Below are 20554 nucleotides of genomic sequence, written 5' to 3' on the forward strand. Positions count from 1 at the left end.
CGCGCCGCAGGGGCGCTACCGGCTAGCGCTGCCCGGAGTAGTACGCCTGGTCCTGCGCGGCGCCGTGCGGAGCGGGCTCCGCCGCGCGCGGGGAGTCCTGGTGGCCGGGCCACCAGGCCTTGTGGCCGAGGAGCGAGGTGACCGTCGGGACGAGCAGCATCGCCATGATGAAGGCGGTGAGCAGGATGCCGAAGGCGACCGCGAAGCCCATCTGCTGGAGCATGGAGTTCTCGGCGAGGAGCAGGACGCCGAAGGTACCGGCGAGGATGATCGCCGCGGCGGAGATCGTCGGGGCGGACTGGGCGACCGCGGTCCGGATGGCCTCGCGTGGGGAGACGCCCTTGCGGATCTCTTCGCGGAGGCGGGCGACCATGAGGATGTTGTAGTCGGTGCCGATGGCGACGACGAAGAGATAGATGATGACCGGGAGCATGAAGAGCATGCCCTTCTCGCCCTTGAGGTCCTGGAAGAGCCAGACCGTGGAGCCGAGGGTGGCGCCGAAGCCCAGGGCCACCGCGATCATCAGGTAGATGGGGGCGACGAGGCTGCGGAGCAGCAGGGCCAGGATGATCAGGATCGCGAGACCGGCGACCGGGAAGACCACCTTGTAGTCGTGCTCGACGGCGTTCTCCACATCCGCGAGGACCGCGGAGGTGCCGCCGACCAGGGATTCGGTGCCCTGGGGGGCCGCCTTGTGGGCGGTGTCGCGCAGGTCGCCGCCGGCCAGCTCGATGGCCTCGTCCGCGCTGGGCTTGGCCTTGGTGATCACGCTGAACTGGACGACGGACCGGTCCTTGTTCGGAACGGCCGGGCTGACCTCGGCCACGCCCTCGACGGCCTTGAGCTTGCCGCGGAACGCCTCCAGCCGGCCGTTGTCGATCGGCTGGTTGTCCTTCGACTTGAGGAAGACGTTGGAGGGGTCGGCCTGGCCGGCGGAGAAGCCCTTCTGGAGGTCCTTCATCGCCTGGACGGACTCCAGCTTCTCGGGGAGCTGGCTCTCCATGTCGAACTGCGACTTGAAGCCGAACGCGCCGACGGCGAGGACGGCGAGGACCACGGTGGAGAAGGCCGCCACGAGGCCCGGGCGCCGGGAGACCATGCCGCCGACGCCGTTGGCCATACGGTTCTTCGGGGTCTTCTTCCACGCCTTCGACGGCCAGAACGCCTTGGTGCCGAGCAGCGAGAAGACGGCGGGGACCAGCGTGAGCGCGGCGATCAGGGTCACGCCGACGGCGATCGCCAGCGAGGGGCCCATCGCCTTCATCATGCCCATGGTGGACAGCAGCAGGGCCAGGAAGGAGGCGATGACGGCGCCGGCGGCGGAGGCGATGGTCTCGCCCACCCGCGCGACCGCCTCGGTCAGGGCCGCCTTGGGCTCGTTGCCCTGCCGCAGCAGCTCCCGGTAGCGGAACAGCAGGAAGAGGATGTAGTCGGTGCCCACGCCGAAGAGCACCACGATGAGGATCGGGGTGATGCTGGCGTCGGCCTTGAGACCGCCGACGTCGGCGGCGACGCCGATGAGGCCGTTGGCCACCATGGCGACGAGGGCGATGATGAGGACCGGCAGGAGGGCGATGAGCGGGCTGCGGAAGATGATCCCCAGCAGCACGATGATGAGGACCAGCGTCGCCATCATGATCATGCTGTCGGTGTCGCCGGACGACTCCGCCGAGTCGAGGTTGGACGCCGCCTGACCGGTGACGCCCATCTTCAGCTGCGTGCCCTTGAGCAGCGGCTTGGCGTCCTCGCGAAGCTTCTTGACGGAGTCCGTGACCGTCGTGTCCGACCAGTCCTTCGAGCCGGAGTAGATGTTCGCGAGCGCGATCTCACCGTTCGGGGAAACCGCCTTCGGGCCGCTCACCACCTTGGATATCTTTTTGTAGTGCTTGTTGTCCAGGCCGGTCGCGACCTTCGCCACGTCCCGCTGGTCCGCGGCGGTCAGTTTCCCGCCGTCGGCGCGCTTGAACACGGCGATCGCGGCCGCCTGTTCGTCCTGGGGGAAGGCTTTCTCCTGGAGCTTGCCCGCCTTCACCGATTCGTAGTGGGACGGCAGGAACTCCGCCTGGTCCGTGGTCGACTTCAGACCCGGCGCCAGCGCGATCAACGCCACGGCTGCGACGACCCAGGCAAGGATCGTGAGCCAGGGCCGGTGGACGGCGAACCGCCCGACTCGTCGGAACATGGTGTGGAGCTCCCCCTCGGTACGACAGGTGTTGTTGCGGACTCAGCAGATGGTTCAATGCGGCCCGACAGCGGTATGAATATCCGGTCGGGCATGCCCACGCTAGGGATTTTCTTTACCCGGGTACAACAGATCACCGGTGAATCAGGGGAAAATCGGCCCTGGGGTGGGGAACCCCTAGGGAACCCCTCCTCCGCTCGGATGAGAGACGTCTCACCCGAGAGGTAGAGATCACAGGCCGAACATCTCCACCCGGACTACGCTGCCCCCATGGCGCCCTCGTCGATGGAAGCGTTCTCCGGCCCGGAGACCCCCGGGCACTACGCGGCCCGTATGGACCGTGCCGCGCGGTCCGCCGCCCAGGCGGGCATGGCCGGGCTGATCGTCTCGCCCGGCCCCGACCTGGACTGGCTCTGCGGCTACGGCCCGCCCGTCACCGAGCGGCTCACCGCGCTGATCGTCGTCCCGGACCGGAGGCCCCTGCTCCTGGTCCCCGAGCTGGAGCGGCCCGACGCGGAAAAGGCGCCCGGCGCCGCCGCGTTGACGGTCAGCGGCTGGAAGGACGCCGAGAACCCCTACGACGTGCTCGCCGGGCACCTGGAGCCGCACGGCCGCTACGGGGTGTCCGACAACACCTGGGCGCTCCACCTGCTGGCCTTCCAGCGGCTGCGGCCCGGCGCGGCGTACGCGGCGCTGACCGAGGCGCTGCCCATGCTGCGCGCGGTCAAGGACGCCCACGAGGTCGAGCGGCTCGCGGCGGCGGGCGCGGCGGCCGACGCGATCTACGAGGAGATCGTCCGGCTGCCGTTCGCCGGGCGGCGGGAGCGCGAGGTGGCCGCCGACCTGGACCGGCTGCTGCGCGAACACGGCCACGACCGGGTGGACTTCACCATCGTCGGTTCCGGTCCCAACAGCGCCAACCCGCACCACGACGCGGGGGAGCGGGTGATCGAGGACGGCGACATGGTCGTCATGGACTTCGGCGGGCTGATGGGCGGCTACGGCTCCGACACCACCCGTACGGTGCACGTCGGCCCGCCGTCCACCGAGGAGCGCAAGGTCCACGACCTGGTGCGGGAGGCGCAGCAGGCGGCGTTCGAGGCGGTGCGGCCGGGGGCCGCCTGCCAGGACGTCGACCGGGCCGCCCGCCAGGTCATCGCCCGCAACGGCTACGGCGAGTACTTCATCCACCGGACGGGGCACGGCATCGGCGTCACCACGCACGAGCCGCCGTACATGGTCGAGGGTGAGCACCTGACGCTGGTGCCGGGGATGTGCTTCTCGATCGAGCCGGGGATCTATCTGCCGGGCCGGTTCGGGGTGCGGATCGAGGACATCGTGGTGTGCACGGAGGAGGGCGGCCGGCGGCTGAACGCCACGGGGCGCGAGCTGCTGGTGGTGGCGTAGCCGCTCAGGGTCGCGAGCGTGTCCGCTGGACGTCGGACGCCCCGCTGACCTCGCCCTCCACCGCCCGGTCGCCGTCCTGGGGCGCCGGCTTCGTGATCAGCACCCAGGCCACGGCCGACGCGGCCAGCATGATCCCCGACGCCCAGGCCAGCCCGACGTGGAAGCCGTGCACCACGCCGTTCCTGGTGATGGCGGTGCGCACCGCCGGGGTGATGGGGCCGGTGGCCGCCGCGGTCTTCAGATGGGCGGCGATGTACGCGCCGGCCGTTGAGATGGCGATCGTGTTGAGGAGGGCGGTGCCGATGGAACCGCCCACCTGCTGGCAGGTGTTGACGGTGGCGGAGGTGACACCGGAGTCGTCCGGGGCCACGCCCTTGGTGGCGGTGTCCATCACGGCCACGAAGATCAGGCCCAGGCCCAGGCCGAAGAGGATCGTGGACGGCAGCACGTGCGCCACGTAGTCCGCCTTGACGGGCAGGAACGTCAGCAGGAACAGGGCGACGGCGGCCAGCAGGGTCCCCGGAGTGATCATCAAGCGGGGCGCGACCCGGTGCAGCAGCCGGGACGAGACCTGGGTGCTGGTCAGGACGATCGTCGCGGACATCGGCAGGAACGCCAGGCCGGCCTCGACGGGGCGGTAGCCGAGGACGTCCTGGAAGTAGTACGTCATGTACAGGAACATCCCGAACATGGCGATCACGGCGAGGGCCAGCGTCAGGAACGCTCCGGTCCGGTTGCGGTCACGGAGGATGCGCGGGGGCAGCAGCGGGCTGCCGGCCCGGGTCTGCCACCGGCCGAACAGCGCCAGCAGTGCGGCGCCGCCGAGCAGCATGGCGAGCACGAGGCCGTCGTCCCAGCCGCGAGGCTCGGCCTCGCTGCACCCGTATACGACGGCGACCAGGCCCGTACAGGCCAGCAGGACGCCGCGGAGGTCCAGCCGGGAGCGCCGCTCGGGGCGGGCGTCGTGCAGGGACCACAGGCCGCCGGCGAAGGCGATGAGGGCGATCGGGGCGTTGACGTACATGCACCAGCGCCAGTCCAGGTACTCGGTGAGCAGACCGCCCGCCAGCAGGCCGACGGCCGAGCCGGCGCCCGCGATGCCGCTGAACACGCCGAACGCCTTGCCGCGCTCCCGCGGGTCGGTGAAGGTCGTGGTCAGCAGGGAGAGCGCGGAGGGCGCCAGGAGGGCGGCGAACACGCCCTGGAGCGCCCGGGCCCCGAACAGCTGCCAGTCCGTCTGCGCGGCGCCGCCCAGCGCCGAGGCGAGGGCGAAGCCGACCAGCCCGGTGAGGAAGGTCCGTTTGCGTCCCACCAGGTCCGCGATCCGGCCGCCGAGCAGCAGCAGGCCGCCGAAGGCCAGGGTGTAGGCGGTGATCACCCATTGCCGGTTGGTGTCCGACATCGACAGTTCGCGCTGGGCGGACGGCAGGGCGATGTTCACGATCGTCGCGTCCAGCACGACCATCAGCTGGGCGAGGCCGATGAACACCAGTCCCCACCAGCGGCGGGCGTCGGACGGGGAGCGGGCGGCGGTGGTCGGTGCGTTCGTGGGGCTCATCGGGGAACCTCGCAGCCATGGGGTGCAGAAGCTCTCGGATCAGCCTAGGTCCGTCGGGGGACAACCGCCTCTCGGGTTGCTCGCGCCCCGTCAGACCCGGGGAAAGCGGCTCTGGAGCGTCCAGACGACCGGGTTGTCCGCCAGTCCCTCGTGCATGTCGGAGAGGTCGGCGACGAGGTCGTGCAGGAAGTCCCGGGCCTCGCGGCGGAGCGCGCGGTGGTCGAGGACGAGCGGGGGCTCGTCGGCGGGGACCCAGTCCGCGGTGACCTCCACCCAGCCGAAGCGGCGCTCGAAGAGCATGCGGTCGCTGGACTCGGTGAAGTCGAGCTCGGCGTACTGCGGGGCGGACGACCGGGAGCCGCGCGGGTCGCGGTCCAGCTGCTCGACGATGTCGCACAGGGCCCAGGCGAAGTCCAGTACGGGCACCCATCCCCAGGCTGTGGACAGCTCCCGGTCCTCCTTGGTGTCGGCGAGGTACACATCGCCGCAGAAGAGGTCGTGCCGCAGCGTCCGGACGTCGGCGGAGCGGTAGTCCGTCTGCGGCGGGTCCGGGAAGCGGCGGGAGAGCGAGTAGCCGAGGTCGATCACGTCCCCGATGGTGTCACGGCGCCCGTGCCCCCGGCGCGGCGGCCGGGGGCACGGGCTGCGTGATCACCTGACGTGCGGTGTGCGGCGGGGTTACTTGACGCTGATGGCGGTCCAGGCGGCCGCCACGGCCTTGTACTCCGCGCTGTTGTTGCCGTAGAGCGACGCCGCGGCCTTCAGGGTGCCGGTGCGTGCCTTGGCGTAGTTGGTGTTCGAGGTGAACTCCGTGGTCAGCGCCTTGTACCAGATCTTCTGGGCCTTGTCCCGGCCGATGCCGGTGACCTTGGACCCGTCGGCGGTCGGGCTGTCGTAGGTCACGCCGTTGATCGTCTTCTTTCCGCTGCCCTCGGAGAGCAGGTAGAAGAAGTGGTTGGCCGGACCGGACGAGTAGTGGACGTCGATCCCGCCGAGGCCGGAGTACCAGCTGTCCTTGGACTTGCCGTCCTTGCTCGGCTTGTCCATGTAGCGCAGCGGCTTGCCGTTGCCGAAGATGTTGATCTTCTCGCCGATGAGGTAGTCGCCCACGTCGGTCTTGTTGTTGGCGTAGAACTCGGTGGCGGTGCCGAAGATGTCGCTGGTGGCCTCGTTGAGGCCGCCGGACTCGCCGCTGTACACGAGCTTCGCCGTGGCGGCGGTGACGCCGTGGCTCATCTCGTGCGCCGCCACGTCGAGGGACGTGAGCGGGTTCTTGTTGCCCTCGCCGTCGCCGTACGTCATGCAGAAGCAGGAGTCGGACCAGAAGGCGTTCACGTAGTTGTTGCCGTAGTGGACGCGCGAGTAGGCGCCCTTGCCGTCGTTGCGGATGCCGTTGCGGCCGAAGGTGTTCTTGTAGAAGTCCCAGGTGACGGCCGCGCCGTAGTGCGCGTCGACGCCGGCGGTCTGCCGGCCGCCGCCCCAGGTGTCGCTGCTGTTGGAGTACAGCGAACCGGTGCCGGACTGGCCCTGGTTGAGGTCGTACGTCTTGTGGCCGCCGCGCGCGCCGTCGGTGAGCTGGTACTGCGAGCCCGACTTGGTGGTGGTCAGCGGAACGGTGCCGCTGTAGGTGCTGGTGCCCGTGCCGGTCTCGATGGCCTCGTGCTGGAACAGCTTCTTCCCGGTGGCCGCGTCGGTGACGACGTGCAGCTCGCTCGGGGTGCCGTCCTTCTGCACGCCGGTGACCACGGTCTCGTACGCCAGGACCGGCTTGCCCTGCGCGGCCCAGACGACCTTGCGCGGGGCCTGCCCGGCGGTCTTGGCGGTCTTCTCCGCCGCGGCGGCGCTCAGCGCCGACTTCTTCGCGTCGGCCGGGGCGAGGGAGGGGCTCGTCGAGGGCACCGATATGGCCTCGTCGGTCGCCTTGGTGACCGAGCGGCCGCCGCCCTTGGCCTCGTGGACGATCAGGTCGCCGCCGAGCACGGGCAGCCCGTCGTAGGTGCGCTCGTAGCGCGTGTGCACGGTGCCGTCGGCGTCCTTGACGACGTCGCGGGCGACCAGCTTCTCCTTGCCCCCCAGCCCGATCTTCGCGGCGGTGGCCGACGCCCCGCCCTGGGCGTCCTGGATCGCCGCGGCGCGCTGGTTCGCGGAGAGCGTCAGTGGCAGGCCTCCGCTGTCACGATCGCCCGAGGCGCTCGCGCTGCCCGTCTGGACGCCGACGACGACCATCGCCGCGGAGGCGACGAGGGCGGCGGCGCGCAGGGCGGTGGTGCGGGGGGTGGCGGTGAGTCTCAACTCTGTCTCCTCTGAGGGGGGTTCGGGCAGCCCTGGGTGAGGCCGCCCGTTGATGCGTGAGAGGTGCACGAGTGAATCGAGGAGAGCGTGCCATCTACTGAGCGTTTTTGACAGGGGCGCAACAAGGATGTGATCTGCTGTTATCGGAAAGGGGTCAGTTCTGGTCGGAGTTGATGGATCAGGTTTAAGAAAGGCAGAGTTGGGACTGGAGTGACTGGTGTGGCGTTCACGGGGCGCCGCGAAGACGGTCGCGGGACGTCCCGCGGGAGGGAGAGGCGTGCAGGTCAGGACCTACGCGGACGGGTGCGTTCCGGCGGAGTTGGCCGCGCGGGCGGAAGCGTTGCGCGCACAGGTGTGGACCGGTGGCGGACCGCCCGATCCCGAGCTGCGCCCGGTCGCGATGCTGCTCGTCTCGCCGGAGGGCGAGGTCACGGCCGCGCTGGACGTTCTGTCGAAGGACATCGACCACGCGGGGCGGCGCTACCGCGCCGCCGGGCTCAGCGCGGTCGTCACGGACCGGGCGCACCGGGGCAGGGGGCACGGGCGGCGGCTCGTCGCCGCCGCCCGTGCGTGGATCGCCGCCGACGGGGCCGACCTGGGGCTCTTCACCTGCGACCGCCCGCTGCGCCCCTTCTACGAGAGCGCCGGCTGGGAGGCCCTGGAGGGCACCGTCCTCGTCGGCGGAACGCCGGGGGATCCGTTCCCGAGCGACGGGCCCGGCTTCGACAAAGTCACCATGGCCGGATTCTTCACCGCCCGGGGGCGGCGTGACGCGGGGGCGTTCCGTGGGTGCCGCATCGGTCTCTACCCGGGTGATATCGACCGGTTGTGGTGAACTGCGCGGTGGCGGGGGCCTCTTGGGCGCGCCGGTTGTCTTTGAGGGCTCCGGTCAGCGGAGCCCGTCGAGCCAGGCCAGTACGGCGCCGTTGTCCGCGCCCTCGGTGATCAGGGCTATGTGGTTGTCCGGCCGTACGAGCACCAGGGCGTCGCCGTCGACGCCGTAGGCCCTCCGGGCGTGGCCGTCCGTGTCGAGGAGTCCTGACGGGGAGGCGTCCACGGCGTGGGTGCGGACGAGGTCGCCCCGCTTCGCCGCCACCTCGGGCAGTACGGCCGCGGCCGCGGGGCCGAAGGCGAGCAGGGTGAAGTGCGGTCCGGCGAAGAGCTTGAAGAGCCGGACGGGGTGGCCCGTCGCGTCATGGCAGGGGGCGTCGGGGGCGCGGTCCCCGGGGTGCAGGGTGCGGCTCCCGGTGCCGGTGGCGAGCGGGCTCCACCGGTAGCCCTGGGGGACGGCCTCCGTGGTGGCGGCCTCGATCCCGTTGCCCGGCTCCTTGACGGCCTCCAGGATCTGGTGGTGCCGGTCGGTGGTGATCCGCAGGGTCCGGGCGGCGATGGGGAGCCGTTCCTCCTCGTAGCTGTTCAGCAGCGCGGAACCCCCGTGCCCCGACAGGGCGAACGCCAGCTTCCACCCCAGGTTGTAGGCGTCCTGGATGCCGGTGTTCATGCCGAGGCCGCCGGCGATCGGGTGGACGTGCGCGGCGTCCCCGGCCAGGAGGACCCTGCCCACGCGGTTCCGGTCGGCCATGCGGACGTTGACCCGCCAGGTCGACAGCCAGGTGGCGTTGCGGAGTTCGATCCCCGACACCCGGGCGTGGCGGTCGAACAGGCGCTGGAAGCTCTCCAGCGACGGCGGGACGAGGTCGCCCCGGTCGTCGGTCTCCGGCGAGGCCTGGAACTGGAAGGAGTCCGTACCGGGTATCGGGCAGAGCATGACAGCGCCGTCCGGCGTGAACCACTGGTGCCAGTGGTCCCGGTCGATGCCCTCGGCCTCCACGTCGCCGACGACCATGGCCTGTTCCTCCGCCGAGTGCCCCTCGAAGGACACGCCCAGTGCCTTGCGCACCGTGCTGCGTCCGCCGTCGCACCCGGCCAGGTAGGCGGCCTCGACGCGGCGTCCGTCGGCGAGCGTGGCCGTCACGCCGTGCGCGTCCTGGGTGAACCGGGCGAGTTCCGCGCCGAGTTCGACCTCCACGCCGTGGTCGGCGAGGCGCCCGCGCAGGATCTCCTCGACGCTCCACTGCCCGATGATCACGCCGCCGCCGAACGGCGCGTCGGGGGCCGGTCCCGCGTCCGCGGAGGGGTCGGTGTCGTTGACGTACTCGCCGTCGAAGTACTTGCGGAACGGCAGGCGCGCGGTGGCGGACGCGAGGATCCGGTCGGCCACCCCGAGGTCTTCGAAGACCTCCAGGCTGCGCGGCTGGAGGCCCTTGCCGCGGGATTCGCGGTGGTGGGCGGTCCGCTTGTCGAGGATGCGCACGGCGACGCCGCGGCGGGCGAGGTCGCAGGCGAGGGTGAGGCCGGTGGGTCCGGCACCCACGATCAGCACGTCGGTCATCGGGGTCCTCTCGTCTCTGAGGGGACCACTGAACCCGATCGGCGAATGAAAAGCAACCCGGTATCAAAAGTGACTTGGTTCTGGTGGGTGTGCGGGCGCGCGCACAGCACCGGACGGGCTGTGATCAGCCCGTCCGGTGGGACGCGGTGAGGATCCGGAGCCGCCCGTTACGGCTGGTTGTCCGTGGGCGGCCGGTTGCCCAGCTGCTCGTCGATCTTCCGCTGGGCGGCGTCGACCTGGCTCTGGTACTTGTTCCCCGTCTTGGCGTCGAAGGCGTCACCGCCCTTCTCGACGCCCTTGCGGGCGGTGTCCTCGTGGCCCTTGAGCAGGCCCTTGAGCTTGTCGAGCATGGACATGGGGGTCCTCCTTACGCATGCCTGACTCACCCAGGATCACCGCATTCGTCCCGGTCCGCACCCCGGCGCCGTGCCGGTCGGGTCGCACCGGGTGGTTGGTTACGGGTTGACGATCTTGCCGTCGCGGGTGTGGAAGAGGATGTTGCCCGTTCTCTCGCTCTTGCCGCACGTGAGCTTCTCGTCGTGCTGGACGCGGGTGGGCCGTCCGTTCGGGCTGACGACCAGCTGAACGTAGCTGTACACGAACTCCAGCACGGTGGTGTTGCCCTGGCGGGCGGAACCCATGACGGTCCGGGTGCCCGTGTGCACGGTGGAGATCACGGGGTTGCTGCCGGTGGAGTCGCTGCCCGGCTCGCAGTTCACCCAGTACTGAAGCCCTGTCGTACTGCCCATCGTCGCGACCTGCGCGGAGGTGTGGCTTGTGTCCGCGGTCGCGGTCGCGGCGGTCGCGCCCGTCGCCAGGGCGAGGGAGCCGAGAACCGCTCCTGCGCGCCAAAGGGTCTTCCGGCCGGTCGTTGCCATGTTTGTCTCCTCACTTCACGTCCTCCCGGAGGCCCGGGAGATGGACATGTGGAGGCTACGAAGGGGAGATCAACAGGGACTAAACGCGCATTTATCGCCTGGGTCCGGACCTGCCGGGGCCGGTCCTGTTCCGCCTAGATGCCGTCGCCCGTCCTGTCGTCGGGCCCGATCGTCGGGTCGAGGAGCGAGTCGTACGACCCCGTCCCCCGGCAGTGCTTGCACTGGCCCGTGCGGTGCACGGTGTCGGCCGGCCCCCGGAACGGGTCGGGGCCGGGGTTGTAGGCGAGCACGCGGGGGACGAACCCCGAGCCCTGGCACCAGTGGCAGAGCGGGCGCGGCGGCAGGCCGGGCCCGTCGTCCTCCTCGGGCCGGGGGCCGGGGTCCTGGGGGTCGTCACTGTCGGGCATCGGGACCGATGATGGTCCGCCGGGGGTCCGGCCGTCCTCCGGAAGGGGGCGCTTCATCCGTAAGGGGCAGCCGGTCCCGTTCTCAGAAGTGGATCTCCTCGCAGGCCCGGCCGCGCGACTCCATGCGGCCGTTGATGTGCTCCCAGCCCTCGGCGCAGACCACCGAGCGGTTCGGCAGGTCGCGCCCCACCTGCACGGTGAAGCTCTGGTGGTAGCCCCAGAAGCCCGTGGCGCTGTTGCGGTCCAGGCCGCCGCCCCAGATGTGGAAGTGGCCCGTGAAGTCGCCGTTCCAGGTGGTCGACGCCGACACCGAGTCGACGTGCAGCCCGCTTCCCCGGACGGAGATGCACGTCCGGTGGTTGCAGCCGTTCGCCCCCGCCTCCGCCGGTGTCGCGGTGAACACCAGCGCCAGCGTGCCGAGCGCGCCGAGCGCCCAACGCACCTTGTTCCTCATGCCGTTCACGTTCTCCTCTTTCATGGTTTCTCGGTCTTCTCGGTCTTCTCGGTCCGGCAGGGGCGACCTTGCCACCGGCGCCGCCCGGAGTGATCGTTTCGGCGGCCGAATGCGCTCGAAGGGCTGAGGGAACCGGCGCCGTGGACAACGGCGTTGACGAGGAGCGAACGACGCGAGCTTCCGTGCTCCTCCGGGAGTACCACCCCCGGTGTGTCTCCCCGGGGAGTAACACCGGCTCGGTCCCCCGGCGGACGCGTCCGCCCCCACGTCCCGGAAGCCTGGACACGTCAGTGATCCGCGCGACCGGGAGTGAACGACATGGAGCGGGTGGGACGGACGGCCGGAGGAAAAGAAAGGTGGCTGCCGTGGGCCGTGCTCGCCCTGTGGGTCGCGCTGCTCGCCGTCGCCGTGCCCTTCCAGGAACGGCTCGGCGGTGTCACCCGGGACGGGATCGTGGACTACCTGCCCGCCGGGGCCGAGTCCACCAGGGTGGAGGAGCTGGCGCGGCACCTCCCCGGCGGCAGCACTGCCGACGCGCTGCTCGTCCTCCACCGCGACGGCGGCCTGACCGACGAGGACCGGGCGTTCGAGCGCGAGCGGGTGCGGCGGGCCGCAGGGGCGCACAAGCTGCTGGACGCCCGGCCGCCGCGCGTCGAGTCCAAGGACCACGCGACGTCCGTGACGACCCTGTCCCTCACCGGGCTGCCGGACGCCGTCGACCAGGCCGACGCCGTGGACGATCTGAAGAAGACGGTGAGCGGGGGGCCCGCCGGGCTGTCCGCCCGGATCGGCGGTCCGGTCGCGCTGCTGGCCGACCAGACCGAGGTGTTCGCCTCCCTCGACGGGACGCTGCTGGTGGGGACCGGGATCGCGGTGGCGGTGCTGCTGGTGCTGATCTACCGCAGCCCGTTCCTGTGGCTGGTCCCGATCAGCGTCGTCGGGGTGGCGGCCACGGTGGCCATGGCCCTGACGTACGGCCTCGCCGAGGCGTTCGACATCACCGTGACGAGCACGAGCACATCGGTGATGACCGTGCTCGTCTTCGGCGCGGGCACGGACTACGCCCTGCTGCTCGTCGCCCGCTACCGCGAGGAACTGCGCCACCGCGCACGGCCGTACGACGCGATGCTCGCCGCCGTCCGCGGCTGCGGCCCGGCGGTGCTCGCCTCCGCCGGAACGGTGATCGCCGGACTGCTGTGCCTGCTGGCCGCGGACCTCAACAGCAGCAGTGGGATGGGACCGGTGGGAGCGGTGGGGGTGGTGTGCGCCCTGGCCGCGATGATGACGCTGCTGCCCGCGGTGCTCGTCCTGCTGGGACGCCGGCTGTTCTGGCCGCTGATCCCGGAGTACGGCGTCGAGCCGGTGCGGCGCCGGCGGTCGGTGTTCGCGGTGATGGGGAGTTCGGCCGAACGCCGGCCTGTCGTCGTGCTGGTGGCCGGGTGCGCCCTGCTCGGCGCGCTGGCGGTGGGCTCCCTGGCGCTGCCGGGCACGCTGCGGCAGGAGGACGCGTTCGTCGACCGGCCGGACTCCGTCACCGCGACGGACACCGCCGCGCGGGCCTTCCCCGAGGCGGGGAGCCAGCCGACCGTCGTCATGACGAACGAGGAAGAGGCGGACCGGGCGGAGTCCGCGGCCCGGTCCGTCCCGGGCGTCGCCTCGGTGACGCGCGGCCGGAGCGGGGCGGGCCGCACCGAGCTCCTGGTCTTCCCGGCGGCGCGGCCCGAATCGGACGCCGAGAAGCGGACCGTGGGCGAACTCCGCACCCGCCTGCACGCCGTGCCCGACGCGGAGGCCCTCGTCGGCGGGGCCACGGCCCAGCAGATGGACCTGGCCGACACCAACGCCGACGACCGCCGCAGGGTGATCCCGCTCGTGCTGGCCGGAGTGCTCGCCGTACTGATCGTCCTGCTGCGCTCGCTGACCGCGCCCGTCGTCCTCCTCCTCGCCGTGATCGCCTCCTGGGGCGCCGCGATGGGCGCCAGTGGCCTGCTGTTCGGGCCCGCCCTGGGATTCGAGGGGCTCGACCCGAGCATGCCCCTGCTGACCTTCGTCTTCCTGGTGGCGCTCGGCGTCGACTACGGCATCTTCCTGATGCACCGGGCGCGCGAGGAACGGCTGAAGGGGGCCGGCCCGGAGGACGCGGCGCTCATCGCGCTGCGGACCACCGGAGGCGTCATCGCCTCGGCCGGCATCGTGCTGGCCGCCACCTTCGCGGTCCTGGCGTCCCTGCCGCTGGTGTCCCTGGTGGAAATGGGGCTCATCATCGCGATCGGGGTACTGCTGGACACCTTCCTGGTCCGCACCTACCTGGTCACCTCCGCGAGTCTGTTGCTGAAGTGGTGGATGTGGTGGCCGGGACGGCTCTCCCGGCGTTCCATGGAGGGATGATGCCGCCCGTGGACCCCGTCACCCCCTTGATCGCGCGCCTGCTGCTGCCCCAACGCCCGGTCGCGGCACGGCCCTTCGGCCGTTCCGACGTCGCCGTGGCGCTCGGGGTGCTCCTCGCGCAGAGCCTCCTCTGCGTGCTCCTTCCCGGGGACGGACGCGCCCCCGGCGCGGCCGGCTGGGCGCTGCTCACGGGGTCGGCGCTGGTCCTGGTGGCGCGGCGGCGGGCGCCGTTCCTCACGGTGCTGGCGGAGGTCTGCCTCGCCATGCCGTACCACGCCTGGGAGGACCCGTACTACGCCGTCCTGCCGTCCGGCCTGGTCGCGCTGTGGTCGCTCGCCGCCGCCGGGCCGCCCGCGCGCAGCTTCCTGACCCTGGGCGGCATCCTCGTCTCGGCCACCGTGGTCCTGTTCGCCGCGGGCCGGGGCGACTCCGTCCTGCCGACGCTGCTGCGCGCCGGCTGGGTCGCCGACGTCGTCCTCCTCGGCGAGGCGATGCGCCTCCACCGCGACCACGTCGCGGCCATCGTGGAACGCGCGGAACGGGCCGAGCACGCCCGGGAGCGGGAGGCGGAACGCCGCGTCGTGGAGGAGCGGCTGCGCATCGCCCGCGACCTCCACGACCTGCTCGCCCACAGCATCACCCTCGTCGGTGTGCAGGCCTCGGTGGCGGCCCACGTCCTGGTCGCCGACCCCGGACGGCTCGACCGCGCCGCGCTCGCCCGCTCCCTGGACGGCATCGCCGACACCTGCCGGTCCGCGCGCGGCGAACTGCGCGACATGCTGGACGTCCTCCGCGCCGGGGAGCCCACCGAGTACGGCCCGCCGCCCGGCCTGGACGGCCTCCCCGACCTGGTCCGCACGGCCGGCGGCACCGGCGCCCGGGTACGGCTCAGCATGCCCGACGGGACGGACGCCCCCGGGCCCGCGGTGGGCGCCGCCGCCTACCGCATCGTCCAGGAGGCGCTCACCAACGCCGTCCGGCACGCGGGCCCCTCCGTCGGCATCCGGGTGACGGTGGACCGCGCCGGGCCGGAGGGGGCGCTGCGGGTCACTGTGCTGGACGACGGCGGCGGGCTTCGGCCGCCCGTACCCGCCGACGGCGGTGGTGCGCTCCGGTCGTCCGCTGTCGCCAACCTGCCTGACGCGCCCGGCGGTTACGGCCTCGTCGGCATGCGGGAGCGGGCCCGCAGCGTCGGCGGCACTCTGGAGGCCGGGCCGCGGCCGGACGGCGCCGGGTTCGCGGTGACCGCCGTCCTGCCGCCCGCCCCCGCGGCCGGAGGGGACCGCGGGGGCGGGCGGCAGGACGGCGGCGCGGACCGCTCCGAGGCGGGCGTGGCATGACCGGCGACCCGACGATCCGCGTCCTCCTCGCGGACGACCAGCAGCTCGTCCGCTCCGCCTTCGCCCTGCTGCTGGGCACCGCCTCCGACATGACCGTCGTGGGCGAGGCGGGCACCGGCCGGCAGGCCGTCGCCCTCACCCACGAGACCCGCCCCGACGTGGTGGTCATGGACATCCGGATGCCGGACCTCGACGGCATCGAGGCCACCCGGCTGATCGCGGAGGACGAGGAGCTGGCGGACGTCCGCATCCTCGTCCTGACCACCTACGACACCGACACGTACGTCATGGACGCCCTGCGCGCCGGCGCCTCCGGCTTCCTCGTCAAGGACGCCCGCCCCTCCGTACTCCTGGACGCCGTCCGCACCGTCGCCGTCGGCGAGTCCCTGCTCGCCCCCGGCCCCACGTCCCGCCTCATCACCCGCCTCCTCCGCACCACCGCTCCCACCTCCCTCCCCCCACTCCTCTCCGCCCTCCCCACCCTCTCCGACCGCGAACGCGAAGTCCTCACCCTCGTCGCCCGCGGCCTCACCAACACCGAACTCGCCACCACCCTCGGCCTCAGCCCCCTCACCACCAAGACCCACGTCAGCCGCATCATGGGCAAGCTGGGGGCACGGGACCGGGTGCAGCTGGTCATCGCGGCGTACGAGGCGGGGCTGGTGAGGCCGGGGGAAGCGGGGTAGGGGGAATGGTGCACTGCGGCGACGCCGGGCAGTACATCAGGGCAGCGGCCAGGACACCTTTTGCGGGGCTTCGAGCCACAGCGTGTGGCTACCGTCCCGCGTGATCGTCAGGCCGAAGCGAGTGTGGTGCGGGCGACCGTGCAGTGCCCGTGCGCTGAGGTACGGTTCGCGCTCGGCCCACAGGTTCCGGGGGCCGCCATGGTCGAGCCGGGCGGCCCGCACTTCCAGGAAACTCAGGCGGGTCCGTGATTCGGTGGAGGGCTCGTCAAGGCAGTGCACCTGCCGGCCTTCCGCGACCGAGGCACCGAGCGGCCGAGTCAGGACGTGGGCGATCCGGCTGCGGCTCCCGGATTCCGGCCGAGAGCGACTCGCCGAGGCGCAGACGGATCCGGCCTTGCCGGCTGCAGGCCGACCACCCAGCCGTGGCCGGCTGAGACGGTCCACCCGCAGGCGGCGTGCCGGAGGTCTCCGGCCGTCCGGGGTCAGACGGTTGCGATGACGTCCGCCTGGGTGATCAGCAGATCCAGCAGCGAGAGCAAGGCGCTGCGGACGTCCTCCCGGGAGCGGGCGTCGAGCAGGAGGACGGGGGTGTCCGGGTCCCGTAGGTGCAGGGCTGCCGTGATCTCCTCGGTGGTGTACGGCTGTTCACCGTGGAAGCAGTTCGCGCCGACGACGAACGGAAGTCCGCGGTTCTCGAAGAAGTCGATGGCGGGGAAGCTGCGGTCCAGCCGCCGGGTGTCGACCAGAACGAGCGCCCCGAGCGCCCCGTTCAGCAAGTCGTCCCACATGAACCAGAAGCGCTCCTGGCCCGGTGTACCGAAGAGATACAGGACCACTCCGGCGTCGGTGAGAGTGATACGGCCGAAGTCCATCGCGACCGTGGTCGCCTTCTTGCTCTCGATGCCGTCCAGATCGTCGACTCCGACGCCCGCGGCCGTCAGCCGCTCCTCGGTACGCAAGGGATCGATTTCGGATATCGCTTCGACCAGAGTCGTCTTGCCGACGCCGAAGCCCCCGGCGATGAGGATCTTGACGGGAGACGCTTCCAGTGCGGCGGTGTCATAGCCGGGCAAGGTTGTCCCTGATTTTCATGAGCAGGTGAACATTGGAGGTTTCGGAGACGTCCAGCGGCGGCCGGTGGCGGATCAGACCGCGTTCCAGCAGCTCGCCGAGCAGCACGGTCACAGGGGTCAGCCGCATCTGCATCCGGGCGGCGATCTCGGCGATCGCCCGTCCGTTCGGCGACGGGCACATGGCGAGGATCTCCTGCCACTCCGTGGGCAGGCTGCCGTGACCGTCGGCGTCGTCAGCCGCTGTGATCAGCGTGTCCATCGTCAAACCATGGCGGGATGCGGCTGTACGACCATCGGTGAGGGCGTACAGCCGCGTCCGGCGGCCGCGTCCGGGCTCGGGGTCGGCCGCCATTACGACGTGAGCGCCTGTGAGCGTTCGGGGGTGCCCAGCCACTCGCCGAGCGCCTGCGCGGCGCGGACGGTCTCGCCGCCCAGCTCGCCGAGCCGTGCCTTGCGGGAGGCCACCACGATCAGTGTGCTGCCCGCCCCGCATCCGACGATGCACAGGTACCGGTCGTCCATCTCCACGAGCTGGCGCACCACCCCGCCGCCGTCGATCTCTCGCGAGATGGCCTTCATGGTGGACGCGATACCGGAGGCCGCCGCGGCCACCCGCTCGGCCTGGTCCCGCTCCAGCAGATAGGCGCTGAGTTTGATCCCGTCGTTGGAGAGGAGCACGGCTCCCTGGACTCCCGCGATCCTGCTCAGATTGTTGTCCAGGATGCTGTAGATCACGTCGTTGTTCGTCGTCGTCATGGCTGGTCCCCTCGGAGCTCGAGTTCCACTTGCCGGGTGTTGTCTTCGTAGTCCGTCCAGGCGTCGGCCACCTCTTCCGGCGTGGCGGCATCCTGACGGACCGGTTCGGCCGCACGCCGTTCGCGGAGCCGCTGGGCCATATGGGCCTGCGGGACGCGCTCGGGGAGGGCCGGCCGGGTGGGGAGGTCCCCGGAGCCGGATCGGAGCGATGCCCCCGGCGCCGTGGTCCGGGCCGGCCGCGCCTGCTCCTTCCGCTGGCGCCGCGGCAGTTCCGACGTGGTGGGAGCGGGGTCGCCAGCCGGATCGAGGGACCGCTGAAGCGGGACGAGCTCGGGCCGGCGTTCCTCGGCGGACCGCGGTACGAGCAGACGCTCCTTCGCCGGCCCGGGGTCCGGGGTGCGCTCCCGGGTGTCCACGAGGTGCTCACCCGGGACATTCACCACGGCGGATGTCCCGCCGAACGCCGACCGGCGCAGCGTGACCGTCGCACCCAGCTGGTCGGACAGATGGCCGACCACGAAGAGGCCGAGCCGGTGCGCGTTCTGGGCCAGCACGGAGTACGGCGGGGCGGAATGCAGCCGGTCGTTCATCTCCTCGTACTTCTCGGTGGTCACCCGCGGGCCACGGTCCTCGATCTCGACGCAGAGGCCGTCCGCCACGAGTTCGGACCGGATGGCGACCCTCGTCACCGGCGGGGAGAAACGGGTGGCGTTGTCCAGCAGCTCTGCCAGCAGGTGGCTGAGCTGACTGATCACGCCGGGCTCGACACTGGTCTCGTCCATGGCGTGGCGGTCGACGCGCCGGAAGTCCTCGACTTCGGCGGCCGCCTCCCGGAGCAGGTCGGCGATGCGCATGGGCTCGGTGTGCGGGTCGGGGATCTCACCGCCCGCCAGGATGAGCAGGTTCTCGATCTGCCTCCGCATGCCGACCGTGAGCTGGTCGGACCTCATGAGGTCGGCGAGGAGTGCCTCGTCATGGCCGAAGGTGTCCTGGAGGTGCTCGGTGAGGGCCAGTTGCCGGCTGACCAGGTTTCCGGTCCGTGAGGCGATACCGGAGGCGAACACGCTGAAACCCTGTCGCTCCTCTGCGAGCGTCCGGTGCCCTTCGATGGACACGGCGACGACGCGGGCGAAGGCGTCGCTGATCCGTCCGACCTCGTCCTGCTCACCCCTCGGCTGCGGTAGCGCGTCGGCGCCGACGGCTTGTCCGCGCCGCAAGCGGGCGACGAGGTCCGGCAGGGTCTCCTCGGCGACCGTCACCGTGCGGTTGTGGAGATCCCGCAAACGGCGCAGAACCGAGCGCGTGGTGAAGACCACGACGGCGATGACCAGCAGGAGGGCGGCCCCGCTTGCCGCCACCAGCAGGACGACCTGGCGCTCCAGCTGTGCCGCCTTGTCGTCGCCGTGGGCGAGCATTTCCTGGAGCTCGCTCTGGTTGAGGGTGTTCAGCTGGGCGGAAACAGCATCGTCGGCCGCCCGCCAATCGCGGGTGTCCGGTGGCAGCGCGACGCCGGAAGAGATGTCCCGGTGCCCGGTGATGACCGCCTTCTCGATGCGGGACTTGGTTTTCCAGGCCTTCGAGGCGAGGATCCGCTGGAGGCTCTCCTGGTCGTCGGCGGGCAGATCGAGGGCGGCCGTGTCGTACAAGTAGTCGCTCGCGCCGATGGCTTTGAGGAGTTCTCCGAACCTGGCGGCCGTCAACTTCCCGGAGGGGCCCGACATCGCGAGGATGGCGTTCTCGCGAGCCACCACCTCCGCTGCCGAGAACAAGGCCACCAGCGACGTTCTCTCCTGCGTGAGCGCACCGTCATTGATGTGGCCGACGTCTTCGTGGATGTGGATCGTCTCGTTGATGACGTCGGTGTAGTAGTCGACGGTGTCGTCCAGGCCGCCGTTGCGTGCATCGGCTCGTGCGCGCTGAGCGCCCAGGTCGGCCAGCCGTCGCGTGACTCCCGGCAGGTATTGCTCGGGCTGGTCGGGATGGACCCCGGCAATGCCCAGCGACTTCAGGAACGCGGCCACGGCCCGGTCGGTCTCGGTCCGGTGGCTGCGCAGGTCGGCCGCGTTCACGGGGAGACCCGCCGACCAGGCGGCGGTGATCGCGCGCTCGGACTGCAGTGTGAGCATGAGCTGGTAGAGGGGTACGCCGGTCTGCCGACCGGCCGCCACGTCCTCGCGCAGGTGCCGGGACTCCTGCAGCAACCGATTCGAGCTGATGAGGACTTGGACGCTCATGGCCACGGTGGGCACCACCGCCAGCCAGATGAGCAAGGTACGCAGGCGCACTGCGCGCCGTCGTCTCCTTCGCGGCGGCTCGCCCGGGACTTCGGATCTGGCAGGAGTCATCAGCCCTCGTCAAACAGAGTCGGCCATTCTCGGGAAGGAGGCGATCATAACCAGTCAACTCAAGAAAGAAACGTTGAGGTTGGCGTCGAGGAATGGTATAGACGCCCAAGAGGAGTTGATTGCCGGTTGGGGCGATTGTCGGATCCGCCCGAAGAGTGAGTGGATCGCAAGCCGAGGCGTCAACATACGGGCCGATGTGGGGGATTTGAGGGAGCTGACAGGCAGCACTCCTGGAGGACCACCGGCTGCGCTGACACGACTCCCGGGCCGGTGGGGCGAACGGCGAAGCCGTTCGCGGCGGAGTGCCGGATCGTTTTCCGCGGTGTCCGGCGATCCGCCGCGACTGGCAGCGCCGCACTCCGGCGGTCGGCGGCGGTCGCCGACGGTACTGATGCC

18 protein-coding genes are annotated in these 20554 nt (G+C 71.1%); 5 read left to right on the forward strand and 13 right to left on the reverse strand.

The annotated features are described in order from the left end of the window. Positions 1-22 precede the first annotated feature (22 nt). Positions 23-2182, reverse strand: a complete 2160-nt coding sequence (locus HN013_RS09420; protein ID WP_171165063.1) for an MMPL family transporter — start codon at positions 2180-2182, stop codon at positions 23-25. Positions 2183-2452: 270 nt separating this feature from the next. Between HN013_RS09420 and HN013_RS09425 the strand changes: the two genes are divergently transcribed. Further along, positions 2453-3589: an aminopeptidase P family protein gene (locus tag HN013_RS09425; protein ID WP_171165065.1), complete on the forward strand. Its 1137-nt coding sequence runs from the start codon at positions 2453-2455 to the stop codon at positions 3587-3589. 4 nt (positions 3590-3593) lie between these two features. On the opposite strand, the gene HN013_RS09430 is transcribed toward HN013_RS09425, so the two are convergent. From HN013_RS09430 to HN013_RS09440, 3 genes are all read right to left on the reverse strand, one after another. Then, on the reverse strand, positions 3594-5147 hold the full coding sequence (locus HN013_RS09430) for an MFS transporter (RefSeq protein ID WP_171165066.1): 1554 nt from the start codon (positions 5145-5147) through the stop codon (positions 3594-3596). Positions 5148-5237: 90 nt separating this feature from the next. Then, positions 5238-5735, reverse strand: coding sequence for a hypothetical protein (locus tag HN013_RS09435; RefSeq protein ID WP_171165068.1), 498 nt, complete (start codon positions 5733-5735; stop codon positions 5238-5240). A 90-nt stretch (positions 5736-5825) separates the two neighbouring features. Continuing rightward, entirely contained in the window at positions 5826-7373 is a 1548-nt protein-coding gene (locus HN013_RS09440; RefSeq protein WP_398979077.1) for a M4 family metallopeptidase, read from the reverse strand. A gap of 343 nt (positions 7374-7716) precedes the next feature. Between HN013_RS09440 and HN013_RS09445 the strand changes: the two genes are divergently transcribed. Next, positions 7717-8274, forward strand: coding sequence for a GNAT family N-acetyltransferase (locus HN013_RS09445; protein WP_171165072.1), 558 nt, complete (start codon positions 7717-7719; stop codon positions 8272-8274). A 54-nt stretch (positions 8275-8328) separates the two neighbouring features. Here HN013_RS09445 and HN013_RS09450 read toward each other — a convergent pair whose 3' ends face one another. From HN013_RS09450 to HN013_RS09470, 5 genes are all read right to left on the reverse strand, one after another. Continuing rightward, positions 8329-9831 (reverse strand): FAD-dependent monooxygenase, encoded by a 1503-nt coding sequence (locus tag HN013_RS09450; protein ID WP_171165074.1) that lies wholly within the window; start codon positions 9829-9831, stop codon positions 8329-8331. Positions 9832-9998: 167 nt separating this feature from the next. After that, a complete protein-coding gene (locus HN013_RS09455; protein WP_171165076.1) occupies positions 9999-10187 on the reverse strand; it encodes an antitoxin in 189 nt (62 codons plus the stop codon). A 99-nt stretch (positions 10188-10286) separates the two neighbouring features. Then, entirely contained in the window at positions 10287-10709 is a 423-nt protein-coding gene (locus tag HN013_RS09460) for a hypothetical protein (protein WP_171165078.1), read from the reverse strand. A 134-nt stretch (positions 10710-10843) separates the two neighbouring features. Further along, complete coding sequence (locus HN013_RS09465) at positions 10844-11116, reverse strand: hypothetical protein (protein WP_249374862.1); 273 nt, start codon at positions 11114-11116, stop codon at positions 10844-10846. Positions 11117-11198: 82 nt separating this feature from the next. After that, entirely contained in the window at positions 11199-11579 is a 381-nt protein-coding gene (locus tag HN013_RS09470) for a hypothetical protein (protein WP_212764153.1), read from the reverse strand. 309 nt (positions 11580-11888) lie between these two features. On the opposite strand from HN013_RS09470, the gene HN013_RS09475 reads away from it, so the two are divergent. From HN013_RS09475 to HN013_RS09485, 3 genes are read left to right on the forward strand one after another with little or no spacing between them, the layout of a single operon-like run. Then, the gene (locus HN013_RS09475) at positions 11889-13958 is read left to right on the forward strand and encodes an MMPL family transporter (RefSeq protein WP_171165082.1); all 2070 of its coding nucleotides are present in this window, start codon (positions 11889-11891) and stop codon (positions 13956-13958) included. Beyond that, on the forward strand, positions 13958-15298 hold the full coding sequence (locus HN013_RS09480) for a sensor histidine kinase (RefSeq protein ID WP_398979080.1): 1341 nt from the start codon (positions 13958-13960) through the stop codon (positions 15296-15298). Before HN013_RS09475 ends, HN013_RS09480 begins: the two co-directional genes overlap by 1 nt. Next, positions 15295-15984 (forward strand): response regulator transcription factor, encoded by a 690-nt coding sequence (locus HN013_RS09485; protein ID WP_171165084.1) that lies wholly within the window; start codon positions 15295-15297, stop codon positions 15982-15984. Before HN013_RS09480 ends, HN013_RS09485 begins: the two co-directional genes overlap by 4 nt. Before the next feature lie 482 nt (positions 15985-16466). On the opposite strand, the gene HN013_RS09490 is transcribed toward HN013_RS09485, so the two are convergent. From HN013_RS09490 to HN013_RS09505, 4 genes are read right to left on the reverse strand one after another with little or no spacing between them, the layout of a single operon-like run. After that, on the reverse strand, positions 16467-17057 hold the full coding sequence (locus HN013_RS09490; protein WP_171165086.1) for an ATP/GTP-binding protein: 591 nt from the start codon (positions 17055-17057) through the stop codon (positions 16467-16469). Beyond that, positions 17044-17409: a DUF742 domain-containing protein gene (locus tag HN013_RS09495; protein ID WP_171165088.1), complete on the reverse strand. Its 366-nt coding sequence runs from the start codon at positions 17407-17409 to the stop codon at positions 17044-17046. The genes HN013_RS09490 and HN013_RS09495 overlap by 14 nt, the downstream gene beginning before the upstream one ends. Further along, positions 17409-17813: a roadblock/LC7 domain-containing protein gene (locus tag HN013_RS09500; RefSeq protein WP_171165090.1), complete on the reverse strand. Its 405-nt coding sequence runs from the start codon at positions 17811-17813 to the stop codon at positions 17409-17411. The genes HN013_RS09495 and HN013_RS09500 overlap by 1 nt, the downstream gene beginning before the upstream one ends. Further along, complete coding sequence (locus tag HN013_RS09505) at positions 17810-20098, reverse strand: nitrate- and nitrite sensing domain-containing protein (RefSeq protein WP_312018549.1); 2289 nt, start codon at positions 20096-20098, stop codon at positions 17810-17812. The genes HN013_RS09500 and HN013_RS09505 overlap by 4 nt, the downstream gene beginning before the upstream one ends. Positions 20099-20554: the final 456 nt, after the last annotated feature.

Origin of the sequence: Streptomyces sp. I05A-00742, from assembly GCF_013055795.1 — a bacterium.
In the GTDB taxonomy this organism is placed as follows: Bacteria; Actinomycetota; Actinomycetes; order Streptomycetales; family Streptomycetaceae; genus Streptomyces.